Below are 20,990 nucleotides of genomic sequence, written 5' to 3'. Positions count from 1 at the left end.
CCTACGGCGGTTCCGGCAGGTCCAGGGCGCGGGCGAGTGCGGCGGAGACGGGGGCGGCGTGGTCGGGTAGGTGCTGGGCCGTCCAGGCGGTGGCCAGGTGGAGGAAGTCCGTCAGGTCCCGTTCCGCGCCGGCGAGCAGGCTACGGAGGTGCGCGAGGGGCAGCTCGATCACCGGGCTGTCGTCCCGGTCGACATCGACGGTCAGTCGTGCCACCGTGCCCACGCGTTCGGCGAGCGGCGTGGGGTCGTGTCCGAAGCAGGCCGAGCCGTCGCCGTCGATGACCTCACGCCAGTCGCTTCGCTCGTCCAGCCCGTTGCAGCAGCCAGGCACCAGGGTCGCGCCTGTCGTGGTGTCGGTGACCCGCAGGCCGCCGGCGGCGTAGAGGTGGTCCATGGTGAGGAGTCCGTGCAGGAAGCTTCCGAGCGGATCAGCGGGCCGGGGAGGGCGGTTGTCGACGTCCGGATCGATGTCGTTGCACTCGGCGATACGCATGACGGCCGTGCCGACCTCGGCGGGCGTGAGCGAGCCGCTGAGTGGCAGGAAGCCGTACGCAACGGACTCGGCCACCGGCCAGAGGGCGAAGTCGTCGGAGGGGAAGATCTCCAGGACGGGCTGCATGACGATCACACGGAGAGTGTGCGGCATGCTCGCCCGGTCGGTCCCCGAAGGGTTCCGGGGACCGGGCCCGCCGGGGACTCCAGAGGCGCGGTCATCGGGGTGGGTCCGTCCGGAGGGTGTAGCGGAGTTTGGGGTTCGCGGTGGCGCCCAGGCGGTCGTAGAAGCGGATCGCGCCCTCGTTCCAGGTCGGGGTCTGCCATTGGATGTGCGTGAGGCCGAGTGCGCGGGCCTCCGTGCGCAAGGCGTCGATGAACAGGGGGCCCAGGCCCTGGCCGCGTTGGGTCGGGGAGAGGTAGAGGCAGTCCATGTGGAGGTACTCGGCGCCGTCCCAGGTGGAGAGTTCCGCGGCGCACGTCGCGTAGCCGACGAGGCTGCCGTCGGGGAGTTCGGCCACCAGGCAGCGCAGGCGGGGTGGTTCGGGCCCGAAGAGGAGGCGGGTCAGGCGGTCCGCGAGGCCCGGGGCCGGGGGTGCGGCCTTCTCGTACGCGGCGTGCTCGGCGGCCAGTTCGGCCACCCGGTCGAGGTCCTCGGGCCGTGCGGGGCGGATGCGTGCCGCGGTCAACGGACGGCCCCCTCGGTGACGTCGGCCGCCCATGCGCGGACACGCTCGGCGGCCGTTCCCGTGCCGTCCAGGATCCGGCGCACGAACGCCTCCCGCTCGCGGGCGAGTACCGCCGCCTCCCAGACGCAGGGGGCGAGACCGCTCCGGCCCGGGCGCAGCTCCTCCGGGCGCCCCGCCGGGCCCGTCCAGATCGCCAGCTCGGACATATGGCCCTCGATCCAGCTGTGGACGAGCACGTAGTCCCCGTCGCCGCCCGCGTGCAGGATCACGACCGCGAGCCCCAGCGCGCCGGCGTGCCCGCCGAGTGCCAGCTGGTCCGCCGCTATCCGCAGGGCGGGCGCGAGTTCGGCCTCCCCGACCGTACGGCCGGGCGCCTCGATCGCGTACACCTTCACGAGCTGCCCGCCGGCCTCCCGCGTTCCCCACGCGCGGGCGGTCCGGGTGTGATGCCCGTCCGCCAGCGCCATCAGCGCCGCCTCGTCCACAAGATCCGTCATGCCGTCATCATGCCCGGCCCCACTGACATCCCATGCCGGCCGAGCCACTGCCGGTACGGCGCCGCCCGCAGCGCCGCCTCCCGGTAGGCCGCCGAGAGTTCGGCGTACAGCGGGTCGAGCAGCGCTGCCTCCCGGGCGTACAGCAGCAGACGTACCGCCAGGGGGTCGCCCCGCAGCGGCCGGATCTCCAGGTCCTCGCGTGGCAACGATGTCGGCTGGCAGGGTGCCACGGCCTCACCGAGGACGATCAGGGACGCCGCCGTGTGGTAATCGCCGTGCAACAGCGGCGGACTGATGCCCGCCTCGGCCAGGACGCGCCGCAGACCGTCCCACTCGCCGTCCACCGTCGGGTCGACCATCCAGCGGTCCTGGGCGAGGTCGGTCAGCTCCACGACGGGCCGCGCGGCGGCCGGATGGTCCCGGGCCATCGCGACGAACTGCGGCTCCCGTTCGACCAGCACCCGCGCCTGGAGGCCGTGCGGCACCCGCAGCGGGCAGCCCTCGACCTCGTGGACGAAGGCCACGTCCAGTTGGCCCGCCGCGACCGACCGCAGCAGGGCGTGGGCGGAGACGTCCATGTGGAGCGCGATGTCGGTGCCGGGGAGCCCCTGGCGCAGCCGGCGCAGCCACCCCGGCAGGGCTCTGCTCGCGGTCGAACCGACCCGCAGCCGTGGCCCGTCGGCGCGGGCCGCCGCGGCCCTGGTCTCACTGACCAGCGTGGCCATCTGGTCGACCAGCGGCCGGGCCCGGCTGAGCACCGACCGGCCGAGCGGTGTGGGCCGGCAGCCGGTGCGGCCGCGGGCGAAGAGCTCCGCGCCCAGGCAGTTCTCGATCCGGCGCAGCTGTGTCGTCAACGAGGGCTGGCTCATGCCGAGTTGCCGTGCTGCCTTGTGCAGACTGCCCGTCTCCGCGATGGCGCAGAGCACGCGCAGATGCCTCACCTCCAGCTCCATACCCCGAGGGTAGGGCGGCACCAGGTGTCGCACCAGACACCCTCGTCTCGCCAATTCCCTTTGAATCGGAGGGAGTTAAGAGATTCGGTTGGGGGTGATGTCTTCGTGCTATCGCCTGCTGCCATCATCCGCCCAGGCCCCGGCTCCCCCGACACTCTCTCCAACCGACCAGGAGGAGCCCCCCCATGAGACACCCCAAGGTCCTCACCGCCTCGCTCGCCGCGACCCTCGGCCTCGGCCTCGCCGCCGCACTCGGCGCCGCACCGACCGCCCAGGCCGCGCCCACTCCCGCCGCGTACGCGGCCTACGCCGGGTCCGCCGAGGACGCCAGGGCGACCAAGGCGTTCCAGGAAGCCGTCATGAAGTCCGTGGCGAAGAAGCGCGCCGCCAATCCTGGCGCCGCCGCCGTCACCGTCGTCTACAGCGCCGCCAACGCCCCGAGCTTCCGCACCCAGATCGCCCAGAGCACCCAGATATGGAACAGCTCGGTGGTCAACGTACGGCTGGTGGAGGGCAGCAACCCGGACTTCCGCTACTACGAGGGCAATGACTCGCGCGGCTCGTACGCCAGCACCGACGGTCATGGAAACGGCTACATCTTCCTCGACTACCGGCAGAACCAGCAGTACAACTCCACCCGCGTCACCGCCCACGAGACCGGGCACGTCCTCGGCCTCCCCGACCACTACTCGGGCCCGTGCAGCGAGCTGATGTCCGGCGGCGGCCCGGGCACCTCCTGCCAGAACGCCCAGCCCAACGCCCAGGAGCGGGCACGCGTCGACCAGCTGTGGCGCTACGGCCTCGCCTCGGCCGTCAAGACCTTCTGAGGCCGTCGAAGCCGCGCCCGGGTGGGGCGGACGGTCACGGCCGTCCGCCCCGCCGTACGCGCCGAGGGCGAACATCCTTGGATCCGGGGCGTGTTGTGTGAATGCTGGGAGGACACATCCCGGATCCCGGAGGCGTCCCATGACCGCCGAGCACGAGAAGTCCCTGTACGAGGCCGTGGGCGGTGGCGACGGGCTGCGCCGGCTCTCCGAGACGTTCTACGAGTCGGTCCTCGCCGACCCCCTCCTCGCACCGGTCTTCGCCGGCTTCACCCCCGCCCATGTCGAGCATGTCGCCGTATGGCTGGCGGAGGTGTTCTCGGGGCCCGCCGCCTTCACGGCGGAGCTGGGCGGGCATCAGGCGCTGCTCCGCGCCCATCTCGGGCTCGGCATCACCGAGGAGCAGCGGCTGCGCTGGATGGAGCTGATGACGGCGGCGGTGGAGGAGGAGCTGCCGGGCGACGAGCTGCTGCGCCGCCGGGTGGTGGAGTACTTCGACTGGGGGACGCGGATCGCCAAGGACGTCTCGGCCTCGGCGCCGGGCACGGATCTCGGCGAACCCGGTCCCACTCCGCGCTGGGGCTGGAACGGCCTCGCCTGATCGTCGTCGTACGCACAGCCGCTGAGTGACGTGGCCTACGTCAGGTCATGGGCCGGCGCCCCGCGGCCCCCGCCCACCCCCTCAGGCCGTCTGGAGCGGGCGGCGGCCGAACGTCGCCCCCGGCGGCAGCTGGCGCCTCACCCGGTCGAGCGCCTCCTCGAAGTCGCCGCCCGCGATGCCCGACTCGAAGGCCGCGCCGCCGTAGTGCAGCGTCAGGCTCAGGTCCGCGCGCTCACCGAGCGTCAGCAGGCAGCTGAGGGTGGCCTGCTGCGTGGCACCGTCCACGACGACGGGGAGCGGCAGGTCCCACTCCAGGACGCACCCGGTGAGCGTCTCTCCGCCCTCCTCCGCGCGCAGGGCGGCGAAACCCGGGCCCGTGTACTCGACTCCCCTGATGCGGGCGGACACCTGCTGTCCGTCCACCGTGATCACGATCGCTTCCGCGCCGCTGCGGTCCCGGTACCAGCCGGTCCACACTTCCGTCGACTCCGATGACATGCGCGGACTGTAGCGGTCTGACCGGCTCCTTCGCGCGGCCGGTCACCCTGTGGCCGGACTTCTCCCGGTCTCGTCGTTCTTGCCGGTCACGTGCGTGCTAGCGGCTTCCGTTCCGTCCTCGGGAGGGGTGTCCTCGGCGGCGTCCGGAGGGGACCCTTCCGCGCCGTCGCCCCCAACGCCCCCCACGCCCCCATCGGCGCCCTCGGGCCGGACATACAGCGGGCACCGCGGGTTCCGGCACGGCTGTACTTCCCACTCCGGCACCCAGGCCCCCAGGACCTTGTGCCGCTTCGCGACGGTCTCCAGGGGCTGTCCGCAGGCCGGGCACGTGGGCGTAGCCTGCGGGTCCCGGGTCGTACGCGGGGTCTCGCTGCCCATACCTCCCAGGGTAGGGCGCGCCCCAGGTCACCGCTTCCTGGTGTACGTCCGGACGAGCACCCCGTTGTCAAAGGTCCGCACCTCGCCCAGTTCGAAGTCACGGGGCTCGAAGTCCGCGCCGAACATCGGCATGCCGGAGCCGTAGACCTGCGGGTACGTCTTGATGATCAGCTCGTCGATCTCCTCGATGAGCTCGCCGGCGATCGTGGAACCGCCGCAGAGCCAGATGTCGAGCGGGCTGTCCTCGGCCTTGAGCTCCCGGACGCGGCCGACGAGGTCGTCGGCGATCAGCTCGACGTTCGGGTCGGGCGACTCGGCGAGCGAGCGGGTCGCGACGACTTCCCGCAGGTGGGCGTACGGGCTGGTGACGCCGATGTCCAGGGCGAGCTTGTACGAGTTCAGGCCCTGGATGACGGTGTCGAAGTGCTTGTTGTCGGCGTCGATCCCGAGCGGGACACGCCCTTGGGCCGGGATCGTCTCCGGGTACTCGCCCGCCATGAACTCCAGGTACTCCCCCTCGGTGTACTTGAACATCGACGCGGCGTCGCCCTGGGGGTCGCCGATGAAGCCGTCGATGGTGCAGGCGATGTAGTAGGTGAGCTTGCGCAAACCGTGTCCTCTTCTTCGGGAAGGCGGGCCGCCGGTGCAACCACGACAGTTATAGTGCTTCACGTGTAGTGGTTGCGCAAGCCCTATTTTCGAAGAGTTCGAAGAGAACGAAGAACACGCACGGATGGAGCCCGAAGTGGCGAGAAACCCGGAACGCCGTACGGCCCTGCTCGACGCGGCCATCGAGGTACTCGCGGACGAAGGCGCCCGCGGGCTGACCTTCCGGGCGGTGGACGCCCGGGCGGGTGTCCCCATGGGAACCTCGTCCAACTACTTCCCCGACCGGGACCAGCTGCTCTCTCAGGTCGCGGACCGGATCTTCGTCCGGCTGACCCCGGAGCCGGGTTCCCTGGACACGGCCATGACGCCCGAGCCCAGTCGCGAGCTCGTCGTCGAGCTGATGCGCTGGCTGGCCCGGCGGATGGCCGCCGAGCGCCCCTGCTATCTGGGCCTCTTCGAGCTCCGCCTGGAGGCCACCCGCCGCCCGGAGCTGCGCACGCAGCTCACCAAAGTGCTGCGCACCGATCTCGACTTCAACATCCGCCTGCACATCGAGTCGGGCATGCCGGGCGACGCGGACACGGTCCGGCTGCTCTACTTCGCCTTGACCGGGCTGCTCTTCGACCACTTCACGGTCCCCGGGCTCCACGGCGACCGCGAACTGGACGACCTCATCGAGACGGTGGTCAGCCGGATCGTGCCGGAGGACTGACCGTGCCGGAGGACTGACCGCGCAGGAGAACCGATCGTGCCCGAAGGCCGGCCGGTCATCGTGTCCGGCGCGTCACGAACTCCGCCAGGGCCAGCAGGTCCCCGGCCGCCGCCAGGTCCGGAACCGCGCGGGAGAGCTGCTGCACCGCCCCGGCCATCCGGTCGGCCGCGTGGGTCTGCGCCCAGTCCCGGCCTCCCGCCCGCTCGACCGCGTCCGCCGCCGCCCGGACGGCCGGGGCGTCGAGTTCCTTACGGGCGTACAGCTCGGCCAGCTCCGCCCCCGCCGCGGTCCCCGAGGCGAGGGCCGCTACCACCGGCAGCGACTTCTTGTGGGCGACGAGATCCGCACCGGCAGGCTTGCCCGTGCGCTCCGGGTCGCCCCAGATGCCGATCAGGTCGTCGATGAGCTGGAACGCGAGCCCGGCCTCCCGGCCGAACGCGTCCATCGCCGCGACCTCCTCCTCCCCCGCGCCCGCGTACAGCGCGCCCAGGGCGCAGGCGCAGCCCAGCAGGGCGCCCGTCTTGGCGGTGGCCATCGCCATGCACTCGTCCACGCTCACCTCGTGCGGTCCGCGCTGCTCGAAGGCGCAGTCCGCCTGCTGGCCGGCGCAGAGCTCGATGACGCAGGCGGCGAGCCGGGCCGAGGCGGCGGCCGAGGCCGGGTGGCCGTCCTCGGCGAGCATCCGCAGCGCGAGCGCGAGCATGGCGTCGCCTGCCATCAGTGCGTCGGGGATGCCGAACACCGTCCAGGCCGTGGGCCGGTGCCGGCGGGTCGGGTCCTCGTCCATGATGTCGTCGTGGAGCAACGTGAAGTTGTGCGCGAGCTCCACCGCGGTGGCGGCCCGCACCGCGGTCGCCGGGTCACCGCCGAGCGCGCGGGCGGCGGCGAGCACCAGCGCGGGCCGGATCGCCTTGCCCGCCTGCCCGGCGGCCGGGGAGCCGTCGGCCCGCTCCCAGCCGAAGTGGTACATCGCCACTCTCCGTATGGAGCCCGGCAACGACTCGACGGTCGACCGCAGTTGGGGCTGGACGACCGTCCGCGTCTGGTCCAGGAGTGCCACGGCACCCTGGGGGCCGGCCCCGTCGGCCACGGCATCCGCCCGGGTCATGGTCACGTAACTTCCCCCCTCTTTCCTGAGGCTCTTGGCGTGTGGGGTCGTGACGGGGGACGGTCGGCGCGGCCCCCCGTCACGATCACCGGGCGGGCGGGTCAGCGCCAGCGGCTCACCTCCACGTTCTCCAGGACCCCCAGCGCGTCGGGCACGAGGATCGCCGCCGAGTAGTAGGCCGTGACCAGGTAGGAGATGATCGCCTGCTCGTCGATGCCCATGAAGCGCACGGAGAGGCTGGGCTCGATCTCGTCAGGGAGGCCCGTCTGGTGCAGGCCGATCACGCCCTGGTCGGACTCGCCCGTACGCATACAGATGATCGACGTGGTGCGGGCGTCCGAGACCGGGATCTTGTTGCACGGGTAGATCGGGACACCGCGCCAGGTCGGGATCCGGTTGCCGTTGATCTCGATGGACTCGGGGACGAGTCCCCGCCGGTTGCACTCGCGGCCGAAGGCGGCGATGGCGCGCGGGTGGGCGAGGAACATCTTCGAACCCCGGCGGCGCGAGAGGAGTTCGTCCATGTCGTCCGGGCTGGGCACACCGTCGTGGGGCTGGAGGCGCTGTCCGTAGTCGCAGTTGGAGAGCAGGCCGAACTCGCGGTTGTTGATCAGCTCGTGCTCCTGGCGCTCGCGCAGCGCCTCGACCGTGAGCCGCAACTGCTGCTCGGTCTGGTTCATCGGCTGGTTGTAGAGGTCGGCGACGCGGCTGTGGACCTTCAGGACCGTCTGCGCCACCGACAGCTCGTACTCGCGCGGCGAGGCGTCGTAGTCCACGTACGTGTGCGGGACGAGCGCCTCCCCGACGTGGCCGGCGGAGAGGTCGATCGCGGCCTCGCCGTAGTTGTTGGTGCGCTGGTGGGGCAGTGCGGCGACGCCCGCGAGATGCTCGGCGAGCGAGGTGGCCCGTTCGGCGAGGTTGCGCACGTCGTCGCGGGTCAGCTCGAGGACGGTGCAGGCGGTGGCCGCGCGGGCGGTCCACTCCCACGTGCCGTCCGGGTGGGTCAACGCGCTGTCGCCGAAGTGCGCGCCGTCGGCGAGGACTCCGAGGACCGCCTCGTCGCCGTACGGCCCCTCGCCGATCTGCTCGATCTTGCCGTGCGCCAGGAGGTGGACGCGGTCGGTGGGCTCGCCCGCGGTGGCGATCACCTCTCCTGGCGCGTACTCCCGCTGGCGGCAGCGCGACGCGAGCTCGGCGAGGGCCTCCTCGTCCCCGTAGCCGCGCAGCGCGGGGAGTTCGCCGAGCTCCGCGGGGATGACGGCGACGCGCTCACCGGTCTGGACGAAGGTGACGCGGCCGTCCCCCACGGAGTAGCTGAGCCTCCGGTTCACCCGGTAGGTACCGCCCTGCACCTGCACCCACGGCAGCATCCGCAGGAGCCACCGGGAGGTGATCTCCTGCATCTGCGGCGCCGACTTGGTGGTGGTCGCCAGGTTCCGCGCGGCGGCGGTACCGAGACTCTGCTGCGGGCCTGTCTGTTCCGCGCGGACCTCGTCGCCAACCGAACCTACGGACATGGAACTCCCTCTCGATGTGAATGACCTGCGAGAGGAAGCCTTTCAGCACGGAGAGTGGGCGCGCCATTACACAAATGAGTGGGAGTGATCGGGCTCCGGCTGGGCATGTCACCCGGTTTCCACTCGAACAGCCCTGCCCCGACCACCCGATGCGCCGTGTCCGGATCGGCTCGCACACGGTCCGAACGGATGGCCGCGGAGCCGGTTGCTCCGCTACTCCGGTGGTCCGGGTACATCGGTTCCTGTCCCGTTCCGCTCATCCCGTCATCCCGTCATCCCGTCAACCCGAAGGAGGCGGTCATGGCCCCACCCATGTCCGCGAGCAGGTTCCTCGACGCGCTGCGCGACGAGGGCCTCTCGGTCGTGCAGGTCGGCGACTGGCGTACGCACAACCGCAACCACAAGGGCCCGTGGGGTCCGGTCCACGGCGTGATGATCCACCACACGGTCACCCGCGGCACGGAGAACACGGTACGGATCTGCCGGGAGGGCCACTCGTCCCTGCCCGGGCCGCTCTGCCACGGCGTGATCGCCAAGGACGGCACGGTCCATCTCGTCGGCTACGGCCGCGCCAACCACGCGGGGGCCGGGGACGACGAGGTCCTGCGGGCGGTCATCGCGGAGCAGGGCCTCCCGCCGGACAACGAGGCCACGACGGACGGCAACCGGCACTTCTACGGGTTCGAGTGCGAGAACCTCGGCGACGGGGAGGACCCGTGGCCGAAGGTCCAGCTGGAGGCCATCGAGAAGGCGGCGGCGGCGCTCTGCCGGGTGCACGGCTGGACCCAGCGCTCCGTGATCGGCCACCTGGAGTGGCAGCCGGGGAAGGTCGACCCGCGCGGCTTCACGATGGCCTCGATGCGCGAGCGGATCGGGGAGCGACTGCGGTAGGGGTACGGGGGGCCGGGGAGAGGCCGGGGCCGACAATGGGCGGGTGACCACGTTCGACCTCGCTCTGTCCCGGCTGCAGCCCCGGCTCCCGTCCCCCCTGGAGCCGGTCGAGGACGAGCGCTTCGCACGACGCGGACTGCGGCTGCTGCTCAAGCGGGACGACCTGATCCATCCGGACCTGCCGGGCAACAAGTGGCGGAAGCTGGCGCTCAATCTGCGGGCGGCCGACAGCCGTCCGGTGCTGACCTTCGGCGGCGCGTACTCCAACCATCTGCGGGCGACGGCCGCCGCCGGGCGCCTGTTGGACTTCGAGACGATCGGGGTCGTCCGGGGGCAGGAGCTGGCCGACGGCCCGCTGAACCCCTCGCTGGCGCGGTGCGCGGCGGACGGGATGCGGCTGGTGTTCGTGGACCGTTCCACGTACCGGGCGAAGACGGACCCTGAGGTGCTGGCGGGGCTGCTCGCGGGGTCCCCTTCGGGGACGTACGTCGTTCCCGAAGGCGGCAGCAACGCGCTCGCCGTCGAGGGCTGTACGGAGCTCGGCCGCGAGCTGCGCGGGGTTGCGGACGTGGTCGCCGTCGCCTGCGGCACCGGAGGCACGCTGGCGGGCCTGGCGGCGGGCCTCGGCCCCGGGCAGCGGGCGCTCGGCATCCCGGTCCTCAAGGGCGGCTTCCTGGCCGAGGAGATACGCGCCCTCCAACGCGCCGCCTTCGGCGGTCCCCGGGGCGACTGGAGCCTCGACGAGCGCTTCCACGGCGGCGGTTACGCCCGTACGACCCCGGCCCTCGACGCGTTCGCCCAGGACTTCGAGGCGCGGCATGGACTCGCCATCGAGCGACTGTATGTCGCCAAAATGCTCCACGGCCTTGTCACCCTCGCCGAGGAGGGCGCGTTCCCCCCAGGCACGACGATCGCGGCGGTCATCACGGGCACCCCGTCCTGAGGAGCCCCACACCACGGACGCGGTCGCCTGCCCCCGACCTAGCGCACGCGCGCGTGCCCGCCCGCCGGCCTCAGCCCGTCTCCTCGCGGTAGGCCGCCGCTTCCTCCAGGTCGAGGCGGCGGAGCAGGGTGCGGAGCATTTCGTCGTCGATGCGGCGGGCGTCGCGGAGGCGGACGAAGACCTCGCGTTCGGCTTCGATCATTTCGCGGGCGAGGCGGCGGTAGGTGTCGTCGGCCGTCTCGCCCGTGATCGCGTTGACCGCGCCGAGGCGCTCCCACACTGCGTTGCGGCGCCGTTCGAGGACCGTGCGGAGGCGGTCGGCCAGGGGCTGGGGCAGGGTGTTGCGCTCGTCGCTCAGGAGGGCGTCGAGGCGCTGCTCCGCGGCCCGGGACGCCTCGCTCTGGGCCTGGGCCTCCGCCAGGGTCTCCTGGTACGCGTCGCGGCCGGGGAGGTTCAGGAGCCGGATCAGCGGCGGCAGGGTGAGGCCCTGGACCACCAGCGTCCCGATCACCGTGGTGAAGGTGAGGAAGAGGACGAGGTTGCGGGCGGGGAACTCCACCCCGTCCGTCATCACCGGGATCGAGAAGGCGATGGCGAGGGAGACCACACCCCGCATACCGGCCCAGCCGACGATCAGCGGCGCCTTCCAGTCCACCCCCGGCTCCCGTTCCCTGATCCGCTGCGACATCCAGCGCGGCAGGAAGGTGGCCGGGTAGACCCAGACGAAGCGCACGACGACCACGGCCACGAAGACCCCCACGGCGTACCAGACCGCCTCGCCGATCCCGTACCGCCCGAGGCCCTGGACGACGTACGGCAGCTGCAGTCCGATCAGGGCGAAGACGGCGGACTCCAGGATGAAGGCGACCATCCTCCACACGGCCGCCTCCTGGAGGCGGGTCGCGAAGTCCACCTGCCAGTTGCGGTGCCCGAGGAAGAGGCCGACGACGACCACGGCGAGGACTCCGGAGGCGCCGACCTCCTCCGCCGCCGCGTAGGCGGCGAAGGGGATGAGGAGCGAGAGGGTGTTCTGGAGCAGGGCCTCGCCGAGCCGGAGGCGCAGCCAGTGGATGGGGACCATCAGGACGAGGCCGACGCCGATCCCGCCGATCGCCGCGAGCGCGAACTCGCCGAGGCCGCCCGCCCAGCCGATGCCCTCCCCGACCGCCGCGGCGAGCGCCACCTTGAAGGCCGTGATCGCGGTGGCATCGTTCACCAGGGACTCGCCCTGGAGGATGGTGGTGATCCGGTTCGGCAGCCCCAGCCTGCGGGCGATCGCCGTCGCCGCGACAGCGTCCGGCGGCGCGACCACCGCGCCGAGCACGAGCGCCGCGGTCAGCGGCAGGTCCGGGACGAGGACGTACGCGAGCCAGCCGACCGCCACGGTGGCGAAGAGGACGTACCCGACCGACAGCAGCGCGACGGGCCGGATGTTGGCCCGCAGATCGAGGTACGAGGAGTCCACCGCCGCCGTGTAGAGGAGCGGGGGCAGGATGAGCGGCAGGACGATGTGCGGGTCGAGGGTGTAGTCCGGGACGCCGGGGACGTACGCGGCGGCGAGGCCGACGGCCACCAGGAGCAGCGGCGCCGGCACCGGAGTCCTGCGGGCCAGGCCCGCCACCGCGGCGCTCGCCGCGACCAGCCCGACCAGCTGCAGTGCGTCCATCCTTCGGCCCCGTCCCCGGCTCGTCCGACCACGTAACCTGGCCATCATGAGCGAGTGCCTGCACGTTGCCGAAATGCCGCGCCCCGAACCGGCGCCGGTGACCGACACCTGCCCCGAGTGCCTGGCGGACGGCACCCACCCCGTCCAACTGCGGCTCTGTCTCAGCTGTGGTCACGTGGGATGCTGCGACTCCTCGTCGGGGCGGCACGCCACCGGGCACTTCTCGACCACCGGCCACCCGGTGATGCGGACCTTCGAACCGAACGAGCGCTGGCGGTGGTGCTTCGTGGACGGTTCGATCGTCTGACGGCTGGGTACGACAATCCTCCGCTGACCGCTCGCAATTGGGACCCGCAGACCCCTAGCCACTGTCCGTACTCATGGCCTTACCATGAGTGACAGACGGGGGCGGGGTCCCGACCGGGACCCACGGCGACAGGGCAGCATGGATCGCGATAGCGTCACCGCGGATCGCGCAACCGACTGCGCACCGCCCGGTTCGGGGGGCTTTCTCCCCCGGGCCCCGAATGAGCTTGTGCCACCTTGGAGGTGAGGGTGTCCCAGATCGCAGGCGAGCCCGGGTCCCAGGACTTCGTGGAAGTCCGGCTGCCCGCTGCGGGTGCCTACCTGTCCGTGCTGCGTACGGCCACGGCCGGCCTCGCGGCACGCTTGGACTTCACCCTCGACGAGATCGAGGACTTGCGGATCGCGGTCGACGAGGCGTGCGCCATCCTGCTCCAGCAGGCCGTGCCGGGGTCCGTCCTCAGCTGTGTCTTCCGCCTGGTCGACGACTCGCTCGACGTGACCGTGTCGGCGCCGACGACGGACGGGCGGGCACCGGAACGGGACACCTTCGCCTGGACGGTGCTCTCCGCGCTGGCCGGGAAGGTCGAGTCGTCCGTCGCGGACGACAAGACGGTCTCCATCAGCCTGTACAAACAGCGCGGCGCGGGGCCAGGCCCGGCGTGAGGAGCGGGGACGCGACGGCCGGCATCCCTGAGCAGCAGGCGCGGCCGCATCCGGAGGTCGAGGTCGAGGTCGCTACGGAGCAGGCGGTCCAGATGAGCGAGCACGAGCAGCACAGCAAGGTCCCCGAGGGAGCCGAGGATGCCCTGGAGCCCGAGGAGTCCCCGAAGGACCAGGGTTCGGAGGTCCACCGGCTGGCCGGGGAGTCCGGGCCTTCCGGGGGTTCCGAGCCGCGGGAGACTCCGGATCCGCACGACCGGAGCGGGGCGCGCGCGCTCTTCGTCGAGCTGCGCAAGCTCCCGGAGGGGTCTCCGGAGAAGGCGGAGCTGCGCAATCAGCTGGTGCGGATGCACCTCCCGCTGGTCGAGCACCTGGCCCGGCGGTTCCGTAACCGGGGCGAGCCGCTCGACGACCTGACGCAGGTCGCGACGATCGGTCTGATCAAGTCGGTGGACCGCTTCGACCCGGAGCGGGGCGTCGAGTTCTCCACGTACGCGACGCCGACGGTCGTGGGCGAGATCAAGCGGCACTTCCGGGACAAGGGCTGGGCGGTGCGCGTGCCGCGTCGGCTCCAGGAGCTGCGGCTCTCGCTGACGACGGCGACGGCAGAGCTGTCCCAGCTGCACGGCCGCTCCCCGACGGTCCACGAGCTCGCGGAGCGGCTCGGGATCTCCGAGGAGGAGGTCCTGGAGGGCCTGGAGTCGGCGAACGCCTACTCGACGCTCTCCCTGGACGTGCCGGACACGGACGACGAGTCCCCGGCGGTCGCGGACACGCTCGGTGCGGAGGACGAGGCCCTGGAGGGGGTCGAGTACCGGGAGTCGCTCAAGCCGCTGCTCGAGGACCTGCCGCCCCGGGAGAAGCGGATCCTGCTGCTGCGGTTCTTCGGCAACATGACCCAGTCGCAGATCGCGCAGGAGGTCGGCATCTCGCAGATGCACGTCTCCCGCCTGCTGGCCCGCACGCTGGCCCAGCTTCGGGAGAAGCTACTCGTCGAGGAGTAGTCGAGGAGGAGAAGCCGTTACGCCTCGCCGCGGCGGCCGATGCCCAGGGCCTCGGTCGTCGCGGGGTTCACCAGGAGCACCAGCCCGGTGACGGCGAGGACGCCGAGGGCGATACCGGCCGGGATCATGGCGCTGTTCGCCTGGAGGAGCTGCCAGGCGACCGGCAGGGCCAGGATCTGGGTGATGATCGCCGGCCCTCGGCTCCAGGAGCGGCGCAGCAGCAGTCCGCGTGCCGCCGCCCCCGGGATGAGTCCGAGCGCGATCAGGGTCGCCCCGCCCATGAGGGCTTGCGTCAGGCCGTCGGGGTCGCCGGTGAGCGCGCTCACGAGCACGTACACGCCCCCGATCATCAGCGCGAGGGCTTCGATTCCGGCCACCGCGGCCGCCGCGGTCAACCGGGCGGGGCGGGGAGTCTGCTCCGTACTGCTCATACGAGGCAGGGTAGCCGGGGCCGCTTCCTGGGCTGTCCGGCAGGTGGCCGCGACTGGGCTCCGGTACCGCCGGGTAGGTACGCTGGCGGCCATGCGCGCACTTCTTGTGGTCAATCCGGCAGCCACCACCACCAGTGCCCGCACGCGTGACGTCCTCATCCACGCCCTCGCGAGCGAGATGAAGCTGGAGGCCGTCACCACCGAGTACCGCGGGCACGCCCGCGACCTCGGCCGCCGGGCCGCCGAGTCCGAGGACATCGAGCTGGTCGTCGCCCTCGGCGGTGACGGGACGGTGAACGAGGTCGTCAACGGACTCCTCCACGGCGGGCCGGATCCGGACCGGCTTCCGGGTCTCGCGGTCGTCCCCGGCGGCTCCACCAATGTCTTCGCCCGCGCGCTCGGACTGCCCAACGACGCCGTCGAGGCGACGGGCGCGCTGCTCGACGCGCTCCGTGAGCGCCGTGCACGCACAGTGAGCCTCGGGCTCGCGTCCGGCACGCCGGGGACGGAGGACGAGGCCGTCCCGGCCCGCTGGTTCACGTTCTGCGCCGGGTTCGGTTTCGACGCCAGTGTCATCGGGCGAGTCGAACAGCAGCGGGAGCGCGGCAAGAGATCCACACACGCGCTCTACCTCCGGCAGGTGGTCCGCCAGTTCCTGGACGAGCCGAACCGCCGGCACGGCACGATCACCCTGGAGCGCCCGGGCGAGGCCCCGGTCGAGGACCTGGTCCTGTCCATAATCTGCAACACCTCTCCCTGGACCTACCTGGGCAATCGTCCGGTGTACGCGTCTCCGGAGGCCTCGTTCGAGACGGCCCTCGACGTCCTCGGACTGAGCCGGCTCTCGACCCCCGCGGTGGCCCGCTACGCCACCCAGCTGCTCACCTCCACGCCGGAGCGCGGCCCGAAGGGCAAGCACGCCCTGTCTCTGCACGACCTGACCGACTTCACCTTGCATTCGAAGGTTCCGCTCCCGCTCCAGATGGACGGAGACCACCTCGGACTGCGTACGAGCGTGACGTTCACAGGCGTACGCCGTGCACTGCGTGTGATTGTGTGAGTGGAAGGGCCGAAAGTCCTTTCACTCGAACGTTTAGGCTGCCATCCACCCCATAGAAGTACGGCTGTGACCTAGCCGACACCGAGGAATCAAAAAAAACTTTCCGGAAGGGGTTGTATCCCGTGCCGGGGTTTGGGAGTCTCTTCTTGGCGATCGGGACGGCCCGCAAGACCGGCCTCCACTGAGAGCCAGAACCCCTCCTCAGTCCAAGGACCACACCAGTTCATCTGGCAGTCGGCCCTTCACTTACGGGGGGATTCGTGAAAGCGTTCACATTCACAAGCAACCCGCACGTAACCAAGAGAGGTAGCAGCCATGGACTGGCGTCACAACGCCGTTTGTCGTGAGGAAGACCCCGAGCTGTTCTTCCCCATCGGCAACACCGGTCCTGCGCTGCTGCAGATCGAGGAAGCCAAGGCCGTCTGCCGCCGCTGCCCCGTCATGGAGCAGTGCCTGCAGTGGGCGCTCGAGTCCGGCCAGGACTCCGGCGTCTGGGGTGGCCTCAGCGAGGACGAGCGCCGTGCGATGAAGCGCCGCGCCGCTCGCAACCGGGCGCGCAACGCCAGCGCCTGAACACCCTGACAAGCCTGAGGCAAGCGGCGCGTACATCGCGTACGCAATCACCGCCCCCGAGCCGCAGCGCGCAGCAGTAACCCACAGCATTCGAGCCCCGGACCGATCTCCTTCGGTCCGGGGCTCGCTGCTGTGAACGGCTGGACTCGCTGCTGTCCACCGATGGACCCGGGGCTACTTCTGGGACTGTACGGGGATGTCGAGGACGACCCTCGTCCCGCGCTCCGCGCCGGGCTGCATGTCGAACGTGCCGCCCAACTCCCCCTCCACCAGCGTCCGTACGATCTGCAGGCCGAGGTTGCCCGCGCGCTGCGGGTCGAAGCCCTCCGGCAGACCGCGGCCGTCGTCCTTGACCGTGATCAGCAGCCGAGCGTCGGCCCGGGGTTCGCCGCGGACGGCCGTGACCTCGACCGTGCCCTGCTCGCCCGGCGCGAAGGCGTGCTCCAGCGCGTTCTGGAGGATCTCGGTGAGGACCATGGAGAGCGGGGTGGCGACCTCGGCGTCGAGGATGCCGAAGCGGCCGTTGCGCCGGCAGGTCACCTTGCCCGGGGAGATCTCGGCGACCATCGCGATCACGCGGTCGGCGATCTCGTCGAACTCCACTCGCTCGTCCAGGTTCTGGGACAGCGTCTCATGCACGATGGCGATCGAACCGACCCTGCGTACGGCCTCGTTGAGGGCCTCGCGCCCCTGGTCGGAGTCCATTCGGCGGGCCTGGAGGCGCAGCAGCGCGGCCACGGTCTGGAGGTTGTTCTTCACCCGGTGGTGGATCTCCCGGATAGTGGCGTCCTTGGTGATCAACTCGCGCTCGCGGCGCCGCAGTTCGGTGACGTCGCGGAGCAGGACGAGCGAACCGATGCGGGTGCCCTTGGGCTTGAGCGGGATCGCCCGGAGCTGGATCACCCCGCCGCTGCCCTCGACCTCGGCCTCGCGCGGGGCGTAGCCGGAGGCCAGTTTGACCAGGGCCTCGTCGACGGGGCCGCGGGAGGGAGCGAGTTCGGCGGTGATCTGGCCGAGGTGCTGGCCGACGAGATCGGCCGCGAGCCCGAGGCGGTGGTACGCGGAGAGGGCGTTGGGCGAGGCGTACTGGACGATGCCGTCGGCGTCGAGGCGGATCAGTCCGTCGCCGGCCCGGGGCGAGGAGTCCATGTCGGTCGCTTCCCCGGGGAAGGGGAAGGTGCCGGCGGCGATCATCTGGGCCAGGTCGGAGGCGGACTGGAGGTAGGTGAGCTCCAGGCGGGACGGGGTCCGCACGGTGAGCAGGTTGGTGTTGCGGGCGATGACGCCGAGGACGCGGCCCTCGCGGCGTACGGGGATGGACTCGACCCGCACCGGGACCTCCTCGCGCCACTCGGGGTCGCCCTCGCGCACGATCCGGCCCTCGTCGAGGGCGGCGTCGAGCAGCGGGCGGCGGCCGCGCGGGACGAGGTGGCCGACCATGTCGTCCTGGTAGGAGGTCGGGCCGGTGTTGGGCCGCATCTGGGCCACGGACACATAGCGGGTGCCGTCCAGGGTGGGGACCCAGAGAACGAGGTCGGCGAAGGAGAGGTCGGAGAGCAGCTGCCACTCCGAGACCAGCAGGTGGAGCCACTCGAGGTCGGACTCACTCAGAGCGGTGTGCTGGCGGACGAGGTCGTTCATGGAGGGCACATGAGCGAGCGTACCTGCGGAATCGGAGGGCTATGAACCTGGATCTCGCGGCGTTCGTGTTGGAGGATGGGCCGGGAACACGGGGTTGCCGATGGATGGACAGACAAGAATGGTCTAGTCCACAATGGCGGAGCAGCATCCTGTGAAGACCTCCGCTCTCCCCGCACAGGAGGGCGGACGAGGTGATCGACGCTCTCTGCCCTGACTGCGTCGAGACCTCCGATAACGGCCGTGGACCGCACATCCTCGGCCGGGCGACTCCGGGCTGCGGTGCCGGACGGGTTGAGGGTCCCGTCAGGCGCCGCGGCCCGCGGGTGCCCCCGCCTCTCACCTCTCCCGCGCTTTCTCGCGCTGCTCGGCCCCAGGGGGCCTCACATTCCATGCGCCCGCTGGGCTCCGGTGGCTCCGCGGGTCCTCCCGTTCGACCATGGGGAAGGGCACTGTCCGCCCGCTGGAAGGGCCTGAGCAGACTCCCGCCGCTCTGCTAGATTGAGGTTTGATTGGTCTATACCACCAGCCCCCTCACCAGCCCCTCACGAGATCGGCAGGCACAGCGTGGAAGTTGTCATCGTCCCGGACGCCAGGGCAGGCGGAGCGCTCATCGCGGAGGGCATAGCCGGCCTCCTGCGCCGCAAGCCCGACGCGCTGATCGGCGTTGCCACCGGTTCGACTCCGCTGCCCATCTACGAGGCCCTGATCGCCCAGGTCATGGCCGGTTCCCTGGACGCCTCGCGCGCCCGGATCGCTCAGCTGGACGAGTACGTCGGGCTCCCCACGGGGCACCCGGAGTCGTACCGCTCCACCGTGCTGCGCCAGGTCGTCGAGCCGCTCGGGCTCTCCGAGGACGCCTTCATGGGCCCCGACGGCTCGGCCGAGGACGTCCAGGCCGCCTGCGAGGCCTACGACCAGGCCCTGCGCGACGCCGGCGGGGTCGACCTCCAGATCCTCGGCATCGGGACCGACGGGCACATCGGCTTCAACGAGCCGTGCTCCTCGCTCGCCTCCCGGACGCGGATCAAGACGCTCACCGATCAGACCCGCGTCGACAACGCGCGCTTCTTCGACAACGACATCGAACAGGTGCCGCACCACGTCATCACCCAGGGCATCGGCACCATCCTGGAGGCCCGTCACCTGGTGCTGCTCGCCACCGGCGAGGGCAAGGCCGACGCCGTGGCCCAGACCGTCGAGGGCCCGGTCGCCGCGCTCGTACCGGCTTCCGCGCTGCAGCTGCACCCGCACGCCACGGTCGTCGTGGACGAGGCCGCCGCGTCCAAGCTGAAGCTCGCGGACTACTTCCGCCACACCTTCGCCAACAAGCCCGCCTGGCAGGGCATCTAAGACGGATACGGGAGGGGCCCGGCACCTGATCCAGGTGCCGGGCCCCTCCCACGTACGGATCTCACACGCCGGCGATGGCCTCCGCCGCCGCGCGGCCGCAGACCCGGGCCGCGCCGTGCGTGGCGATGTGCAGGGCGCCGCGGGGCCCGGCCTGGTTCAGGCCCATCTCCACCACGACGGTGTCCGGGCGGGCCGCGAGCAGGGCGTCGAGGGCCTCGGTCATCCACGGGTGCCGGTGGGCGTCCCGTACCACCGCGACGATCCGCCGCTCCCCCGCGGCGGCGAGCACGGCGTTCACCGACGGCTTCTCGTACGCGCCGGTCTCGGTGCCGGGCAGCAGCCGCTCCAGCTCGGCCGCCACGCCCCAGGGCGTCTCGTCGCCCACGGCGATGTTGGCGACCGGGGTGAAGGCGGCCACGTAGGGCGCGCCGGTCAGCGGGGTGTACGGCCGCTCCCCCGGGGTGAGCGTCAGGGCCCGGCGGGCCGCGACGAGTCCGATGTCGGTGCCGGGCGCGGTCCCCTCCTGCACCGCCGCGCCCGGCCCCGTTCCAGCCCCCCTGGCCCGGTGCGACTGGGTCCAGGCCGCCAGGGCGCGTACACGCGCCGCGGCGTCGGCCAGCCGCTCCTCGGGCAGTTCACCGGTCCGTACCGCTCCGACCAGCGCGTCGCGCAGTCGCAGTACGGTGTCCTCGTCGGCCAGCCCGCCGCCGACGCAGATGGCGTCGGCGCCCGCGGCGATCGCGAGGACGGATCCCCGCTCGATGCCGTACGTCGACGCGATGGCCTGCATCTCCATGCCGTCGGTGACGATCAGCCCCTCGAAGCCCAGCTCCTGGCGCAGCAGACCGGTCAGGATCTGCGGGCTCAGGGTGGCCGGACGGTCGGGGTCGAGCGCGGAGAGCAGGATATGCGCGCTCATGACTGCTTTGGTACCCGCGGCGATCGCGGCGCGGAAAGGTACCAGCTCACGGGCGTGCAGTGTGGCGAGGTCCACATCGATCCGGGGCAGCGCGTGGTGCGAGTCCACGTTGGTGTCGCCGTGTCCGGGGAAGTGCTTGGTGCAGGCGGCGACGCCGGCGGCCTGGAGGCCCTGGACGTAGGCGACGGTGTGCCGGGCGACCAGGTCGGGGCCGGCTCCGAAGGACCGGACGCCGATGACCGGGTTGTCGGCGTTGGAGTTCACGTCGGCCGAGGGGGCCCAGTTGAGGTCGACCCCGCAGGCGGCGAGCCGGCGGCCGAGCTCCTCGGCGACGGCCCGGGTGAGGTCCACGTCGTCGACCGCGCCGAGGGCGTGGTTGCCGGGGAAGGAGGAGCCCTGCCGGACCTCCAGGCGCGTGACGTCCCCGCCCTCCTCGTCGATGGCGACCAGGACGTCGTCCCGCTCCGCCCGCAGCTGCGCGGTGAGCGCGGCGAGCTGCTCGGGGGAGGCGATGTTCCGGCCGAACAGTCCGACGGAGGAGAGGCCCTCGCCGATCCTGCGGAGCAGCCAGTCCGGCGCGGTGGTGCCGAGGAAGCCGGGCTGGAGAACCGTGAGCGCGTCACGGGTCAGGGTGTCCGTGGCGGTTGCGAGTGTGGTCATGGGGCGGC

At 71.5% G+C, this 20,990-nt stretch carries 23 protein-coding genes; 11 read left to right on the top strand and 12 right to left on the bottom strand.

Translation table 11 applies throughout. The features are described 5' to 3' along the window. Position 1: 1 nt before the first annotated feature. The 4 genes from ACZ4VI_RS09170 to ACZ4VI_RS09155 all read right to left on the bottom strand — a co-directional run bounded on the left by ACZ4VI_RS09170 (position 2) and on the right by ACZ4VI_RS09155 (position 2,631). Entirely contained in the window at positions 2 to 619 is a 618-nt protein-coding gene (locus ACZ4VI_RS09170) for a hypothetical protein (protein ID WP_467998110.1), read from the bottom strand. 91 nt (positions 620 to 710) lie between these two features. Then, positions 711 to 1,181: a GNAT family N-acetyltransferase gene (locus tag ACZ4VI_RS09165; RefSeq protein WP_467998057.1), complete on the bottom strand. Its 471-nt coding sequence runs from the start codon at positions 1,179 to 1,181 to the stop codon at positions 711 to 713. Next, entirely contained in the window at positions 1,178 to 1,678 is a 501-nt protein-coding gene (locus tag ACZ4VI_RS09160; protein ID WP_467998056.1) for a hypothetical protein, read from the bottom strand. Before ACZ4VI_RS09160 ends, ACZ4VI_RS09165 begins: the two co-directional genes overlap by 4 nt. Beyond that, positions 1,675 to 2,631 (bottom strand): LysR family transcriptional regulator, encoded by a 957-nt coding sequence (locus ACZ4VI_RS09155; RefSeq protein ID WP_467998054.1) that lies wholly within the window; start codon positions 2,629 to 2,631, stop codon positions 1,675 to 1,677. Before ACZ4VI_RS09155 ends, ACZ4VI_RS09160 begins: the two co-directional genes overlap by 4 nt. Positions 2,632 to 2,816: 185 nt before the next feature. Between ACZ4VI_RS09155 and snpA the strand changes: the two genes are divergently transcribed. Together snpA and ACZ4VI_RS09145 are read left to right on the top strand one after the other, a co-directional pair. Next, a complete protein-coding gene (gene snpA, locus ACZ4VI_RS09150) occupies positions 2,817 to 3,458 on the top strand; it encodes a snapalysin (RefSeq protein WP_467998052.1) in 642 nt (213 codons plus the stop codon). 139 nt (positions 3,459 to 3,597) lie between these two features. Then, positions 3,598 to 4,056 carry a group II truncated hemoglobin gene (locus ACZ4VI_RS09145; RefSeq protein WP_467998050.1) on the top strand — a complete coding sequence of 153 codons (459 nt, stop codon included), beginning with the start codon at positions 3,598 to 3,600 and terminating at the stop codon, positions 4,054 to 4,056. A gap of 81 nt (positions 4,057 to 4,137) precedes the next feature. Here the strand turns inward: ACZ4VI_RS09145 and ACZ4VI_RS09140 are convergent, their stop codons facing one another. Further along, the gene (locus tag ACZ4VI_RS09140) at positions 4,138 to 4,554 is read right to left on the bottom strand and encodes a DUF6304 family protein (RefSeq protein WP_467998048.1); all 417 of its coding nucleotides are present in this window, start codon (positions 4,552 to 4,554) and stop codon (positions 4,138 to 4,140) included. A 405-nt stretch (positions 4,555 to 4,959) separates the two neighbouring features. Beyond that, positions 4,960 to 5,541: a dihydrofolate reductase family protein gene (locus ACZ4VI_RS09135; RefSeq protein WP_467998046.1), complete on the bottom strand. Its 582-nt coding sequence runs from the start codon at positions 5,539 to 5,541 to the stop codon at positions 4,960 to 4,962. 136 nt (positions 5,542 to 5,677) lie between these two features. Here ACZ4VI_RS09135 and ACZ4VI_RS09130 point away from each other — a divergent pair, with 136 nt between their 5' ends. Next, complete coding sequence (locus ACZ4VI_RS09130) at positions 5,678 to 6,253, top strand: TetR/AcrR family transcriptional regulator (RefSeq protein ID WP_467998044.1); 576 nt, start codon at positions 5,678 to 5,680, stop codon at positions 6,251 to 6,253. 55 nt (positions 6,254 to 6,308) lie between these two features. On the opposite strand, the gene ACZ4VI_RS09125 is transcribed toward ACZ4VI_RS09130, so the two are convergent. Both ACZ4VI_RS09125 and ACZ4VI_RS09120 read right to left on the bottom strand, forming a co-directional pair. Beyond that, complete coding sequence (locus tag ACZ4VI_RS09125) at positions 6,309 to 7,361, bottom strand: family 2 encapsulin nanocompartment cargo protein polyprenyl transferase (RefSeq protein ID WP_467998042.1); 1,053 nt, start codon at positions 7,359 to 7,361, stop codon at positions 6,309 to 6,311. Between the two features lie 101 nt (positions 7,362 to 7,462). After that, positions 7,463 to 8,878, bottom strand: coding sequence for a family 2B encapsulin nanocompartment shell protein (locus ACZ4VI_RS09120; protein ID WP_467998040.1), 1,416 nt, complete (start codon positions 8,876 to 8,878; stop codon positions 7,463 to 7,465). A 300-nt stretch (positions 8,879 to 9,178) separates the two neighbouring features. Here ACZ4VI_RS09120 and ACZ4VI_RS09115 point away from each other — a divergent pair, with 300 nt between their 5' ends. Together ACZ4VI_RS09115 and ACZ4VI_RS09110 are read left to right on the top strand one after the other, a co-directional pair. Further along, positions 9,179 to 9,769: an N-acetylmuramoyl-L-alanine amidase gene (locus tag ACZ4VI_RS09115; RefSeq protein WP_467998038.1), complete on the top strand. Its 591-nt coding sequence runs from the start codon at positions 9,179 to 9,181 to the stop codon at positions 9,767 to 9,769. A 43-nt stretch (positions 9,770 to 9,812) separates the two neighbouring features. Beyond that, a complete protein-coding gene (locus ACZ4VI_RS09110; RefSeq protein WP_467998036.1) occupies positions 9,813 to 10,712 on the top strand; it encodes a 1-aminocyclopropane-1-carboxylate deaminase/D-cysteine desulfhydrase in 900 nt (299 codons plus the stop codon). Between the two features lie 70 nt (positions 10,713 to 10,782). Here the strand turns inward: ACZ4VI_RS09110 and ACZ4VI_RS09105 are convergent, their stop codons facing one another. Further along, positions 10,783 to 12,378, bottom strand: a complete 1,596-nt coding sequence (locus ACZ4VI_RS09105) for a Na+/H+ antiporter (RefSeq protein WP_467998034.1) — start codon at positions 12,376 to 12,378, stop codon at positions 10,783 to 10,785. Between the two features lie 46 nt (positions 12,379 to 12,424). Here ACZ4VI_RS09105 and ACZ4VI_RS09100 point away from each other — a divergent pair, with 46 nt between their 5' ends. The 3 genes from ACZ4VI_RS09100 to ACZ4VI_RS09090 all read left to right on the top strand — a co-directional run bounded on the left by ACZ4VI_RS09100 (position 12,425) and on the right by ACZ4VI_RS09090 (position 14,348). Then, positions 12,425 to 12,685 (top strand): UBP-type zinc finger domain-containing protein, encoded by a 261-nt coding sequence (locus ACZ4VI_RS09100; protein WP_467998032.1) that lies wholly within the window; start codon positions 12,425 to 12,427, stop codon positions 12,683 to 12,685. Positions 12,686 to 12,933: 248 nt separating this feature from the next. Further along, positions 12,934 to 13,347 (top strand): ATP-binding protein, encoded by a 414-nt coding sequence (locus ACZ4VI_RS09095; RefSeq protein WP_361436509.1) that lies wholly within the window; start codon positions 12,934 to 12,936, stop codon positions 13,345 to 13,347. Further along, positions 13,344 to 14,348 carry an RNA polymerase sigma factor SigF gene (locus tag ACZ4VI_RS09090; protein WP_467998029.1) on the top strand — a complete coding sequence of 335 codons (1,005 nt, stop codon included), beginning with the start codon at positions 13,344 to 13,346 and terminating at the stop codon, positions 14,346 to 14,348. The genes ACZ4VI_RS09095 and ACZ4VI_RS09090 overlap by 4 nt, the downstream gene beginning before the upstream one ends. 17 nt (positions 14,349 to 14,365) lie before the next feature. Here ACZ4VI_RS09090 and ACZ4VI_RS09085 read toward each other — a convergent pair whose 3' ends face one another. Next, positions 14,366 to 14,779, bottom strand: a complete 414-nt coding sequence (locus ACZ4VI_RS09085) for a hypothetical protein (protein ID WP_467998027.1) — start codon at positions 14,777 to 14,779, stop codon at positions 14,366 to 14,368. 91 nt (positions 14,780 to 14,870) lie between these two features. On the opposite strand from ACZ4VI_RS09085, the gene ACZ4VI_RS09080 reads away from it, so the two are divergent. Continuing rightward, positions 14,871 to 15,839, top strand: coding sequence for a diacylglycerol/lipid kinase family protein (locus tag ACZ4VI_RS09080; protein ID WP_467998025.1), 969 nt, complete (start codon positions 14,871 to 14,873; stop codon positions 15,837 to 15,839). A gap of 315 nt (positions 15,840 to 16,154) precedes the next feature. After that, on the top strand, positions 16,155 to 16,412 hold the full coding sequence (locus ACZ4VI_RS09075; protein WP_003953983.1) for a WhiB family transcriptional regulator: 258 nt from the start codon (positions 16,155 to 16,157) through the stop codon (positions 16,410 to 16,412). Positions 16,413 to 16,586: 174 nt separating this feature from the next. Here ACZ4VI_RS09075 and ACZ4VI_RS09070 read toward each other — a convergent pair whose 3' ends face one another. Further along, a complete protein-coding gene (locus ACZ4VI_RS09070) occupies positions 16,587 to 18,053 on the bottom strand; it encodes a sensor histidine kinase (RefSeq protein WP_467998108.1) in 1,467 nt (488 codons plus the stop codon). A gap of 564 nt (positions 18,054 to 18,617) precedes the next feature. Here ACZ4VI_RS09070 and nagB point away from each other — a divergent pair. After that, positions 18,618 to 19,403, top strand: coding sequence for a glucosamine-6-phosphate deaminase (gene nagB, locus ACZ4VI_RS09065; protein ID WP_467998023.1), 786 nt, complete (start codon positions 18,618 to 18,620; stop codon positions 19,401 to 19,403). Positions 19,404 to 19,464: 61 nt separating this feature from the next. Here nagB and ACZ4VI_RS09060 read toward each other — a convergent pair whose 3' ends face one another. After that, the gene (locus ACZ4VI_RS09060; RefSeq protein ID WP_467998021.1) at positions 19,465 to 20,982 is read right to left on the bottom strand and encodes a glycoside hydrolase family 3 protein; all 1,518 of its coding nucleotides are present in this window, start codon (positions 20,980 to 20,982) and stop codon (positions 19,465 to 19,467) included. Positions 20,983 to 20,990 lie beyond the last annotated feature (8 nt).

The organism is Streptomyces sp. NPDC029169 (assembly GCF_055563935.1).
The sequence above is the reverse complement of the archived record's forward strand: the minus strand, read 5'-3'. Positions and strand labels throughout refer to the sequence as shown.

What these genes read in the sequence shown, in the direction of transcription:
- ACZ4VI_RS09170 (WP_467998110.1), bottom strand. Translation starts at nt 619, where the DNA reads ATGCAGCCCGTCCTGGAGATCTTCCCCTCCGACGACTTCGCCCTCTGG.
- ACZ4VI_RS09160 (WP_467998056.1), bottom strand. Translation starts at nt 1,678, where the DNA reads ATGACGGATCTTGTGGACGAGGCGGCGCTGATGGCGCTGGCGGACGGG.
- ACZ4VI_RS09155 (WP_467998054.1), bottom strand. Translation starts at nt 2,631, where the DNA reads ATGGAGCTGGAGGTGAGGCATCTGCGCGTGCTCTGCGCCATCGCGGAG.
- snpA (WP_467998052.1), top strand. Translation starts at nt 2,817, where the DNA reads ATGAGACACCCCAAGGTCCTCACCGCCTCGCTCGCCGCGACCCTCGGC.
- ACZ4VI_RS09145 (WP_467998050.1), top strand. Translation starts at nt 3,598, where the DNA reads ATGACCGCCGAGCACGAGAAGTCCCTGTACGAGGCCGTGGGCGGTGGC.
- ACZ4VI_RS09140 (WP_467998048.1), bottom strand. Translation starts at nt 4,554, where the DNA reads ATGTCATCGGAGTCGACGGAAGTGTGGACCGGCTGGTACCGGGACCGC.
- ACZ4VI_RS09125 (WP_467998042.1), bottom strand. Translation starts at nt 7,361, where the DNA reads ATGACCCGGGCGGATGCCGTGGCCGACGGGGCCGGCCCCCAGGGTGCC.
- ACZ4VI_RS09120 (WP_467998040.1), bottom strand. Translation starts at nt 8,878, where the DNA reads ATGTCCGTAGGTTCGGTTGGCGACGAGGTCCGCGCGGAACAGACAGGC.
- ACZ4VI_RS09115 (WP_467998038.1), top strand. Translation starts at nt 9,179, where the DNA reads ATGGCCCCACCCATGTCCGCGAGCAGGTTCCTCGACGCGCTGCGCGAC.
- ACZ4VI_RS09105 (WP_467998034.1), bottom strand. Translation starts at nt 12,378, where the DNA reads ATGGACGCACTGCAGCTGGTCGGGCTGGTCGCGGCGAGCGCCGCGGTG.
- ACZ4VI_RS09100 (WP_467998032.1), top strand. Translation starts at nt 12,425, where the DNA reads ATGAGCGAGTGCCTGCACGTTGCCGAAATGCCGCGCCCCGAACCGGCG.
- ACZ4VI_RS09085 (WP_467998027.1), bottom strand. Translation starts at nt 14,779, where the DNA reads ATGAGCAGTACGGAGCAGACTCCCCGCCCCGCCCGGTTGACCGCGGCG.
- ACZ4VI_RS09080 (WP_467998025.1), top strand. Translation starts at nt 14,871, where the DNA reads ATGCGCGCACTTCTTGTGGTCAATCCGGCAGCCACCACCACCAGTGCC.
- ACZ4VI_RS09075 (WP_003953983.1), top strand. Translation starts at nt 16,155, where the DNA reads ATGGACTGGCGTCACAACGCCGTTTGTCGTGAGGAAGACCCCGAGCTG.
- ACZ4VI_RS09070 (WP_467998108.1), bottom strand. Translation starts at nt 18,053, where the DNA reads ATGAACGACCTCGTCCGCCAGCACACCGCTCTGAGTGAGTCCGACCTC.
- ACZ4VI_RS09060 (WP_467998021.1), bottom strand. Translation starts at nt 20,982, where the DNA reads ATGACCACACTCGCAACCGCCACGGACACCCTGACCCGTGACGCGCTC.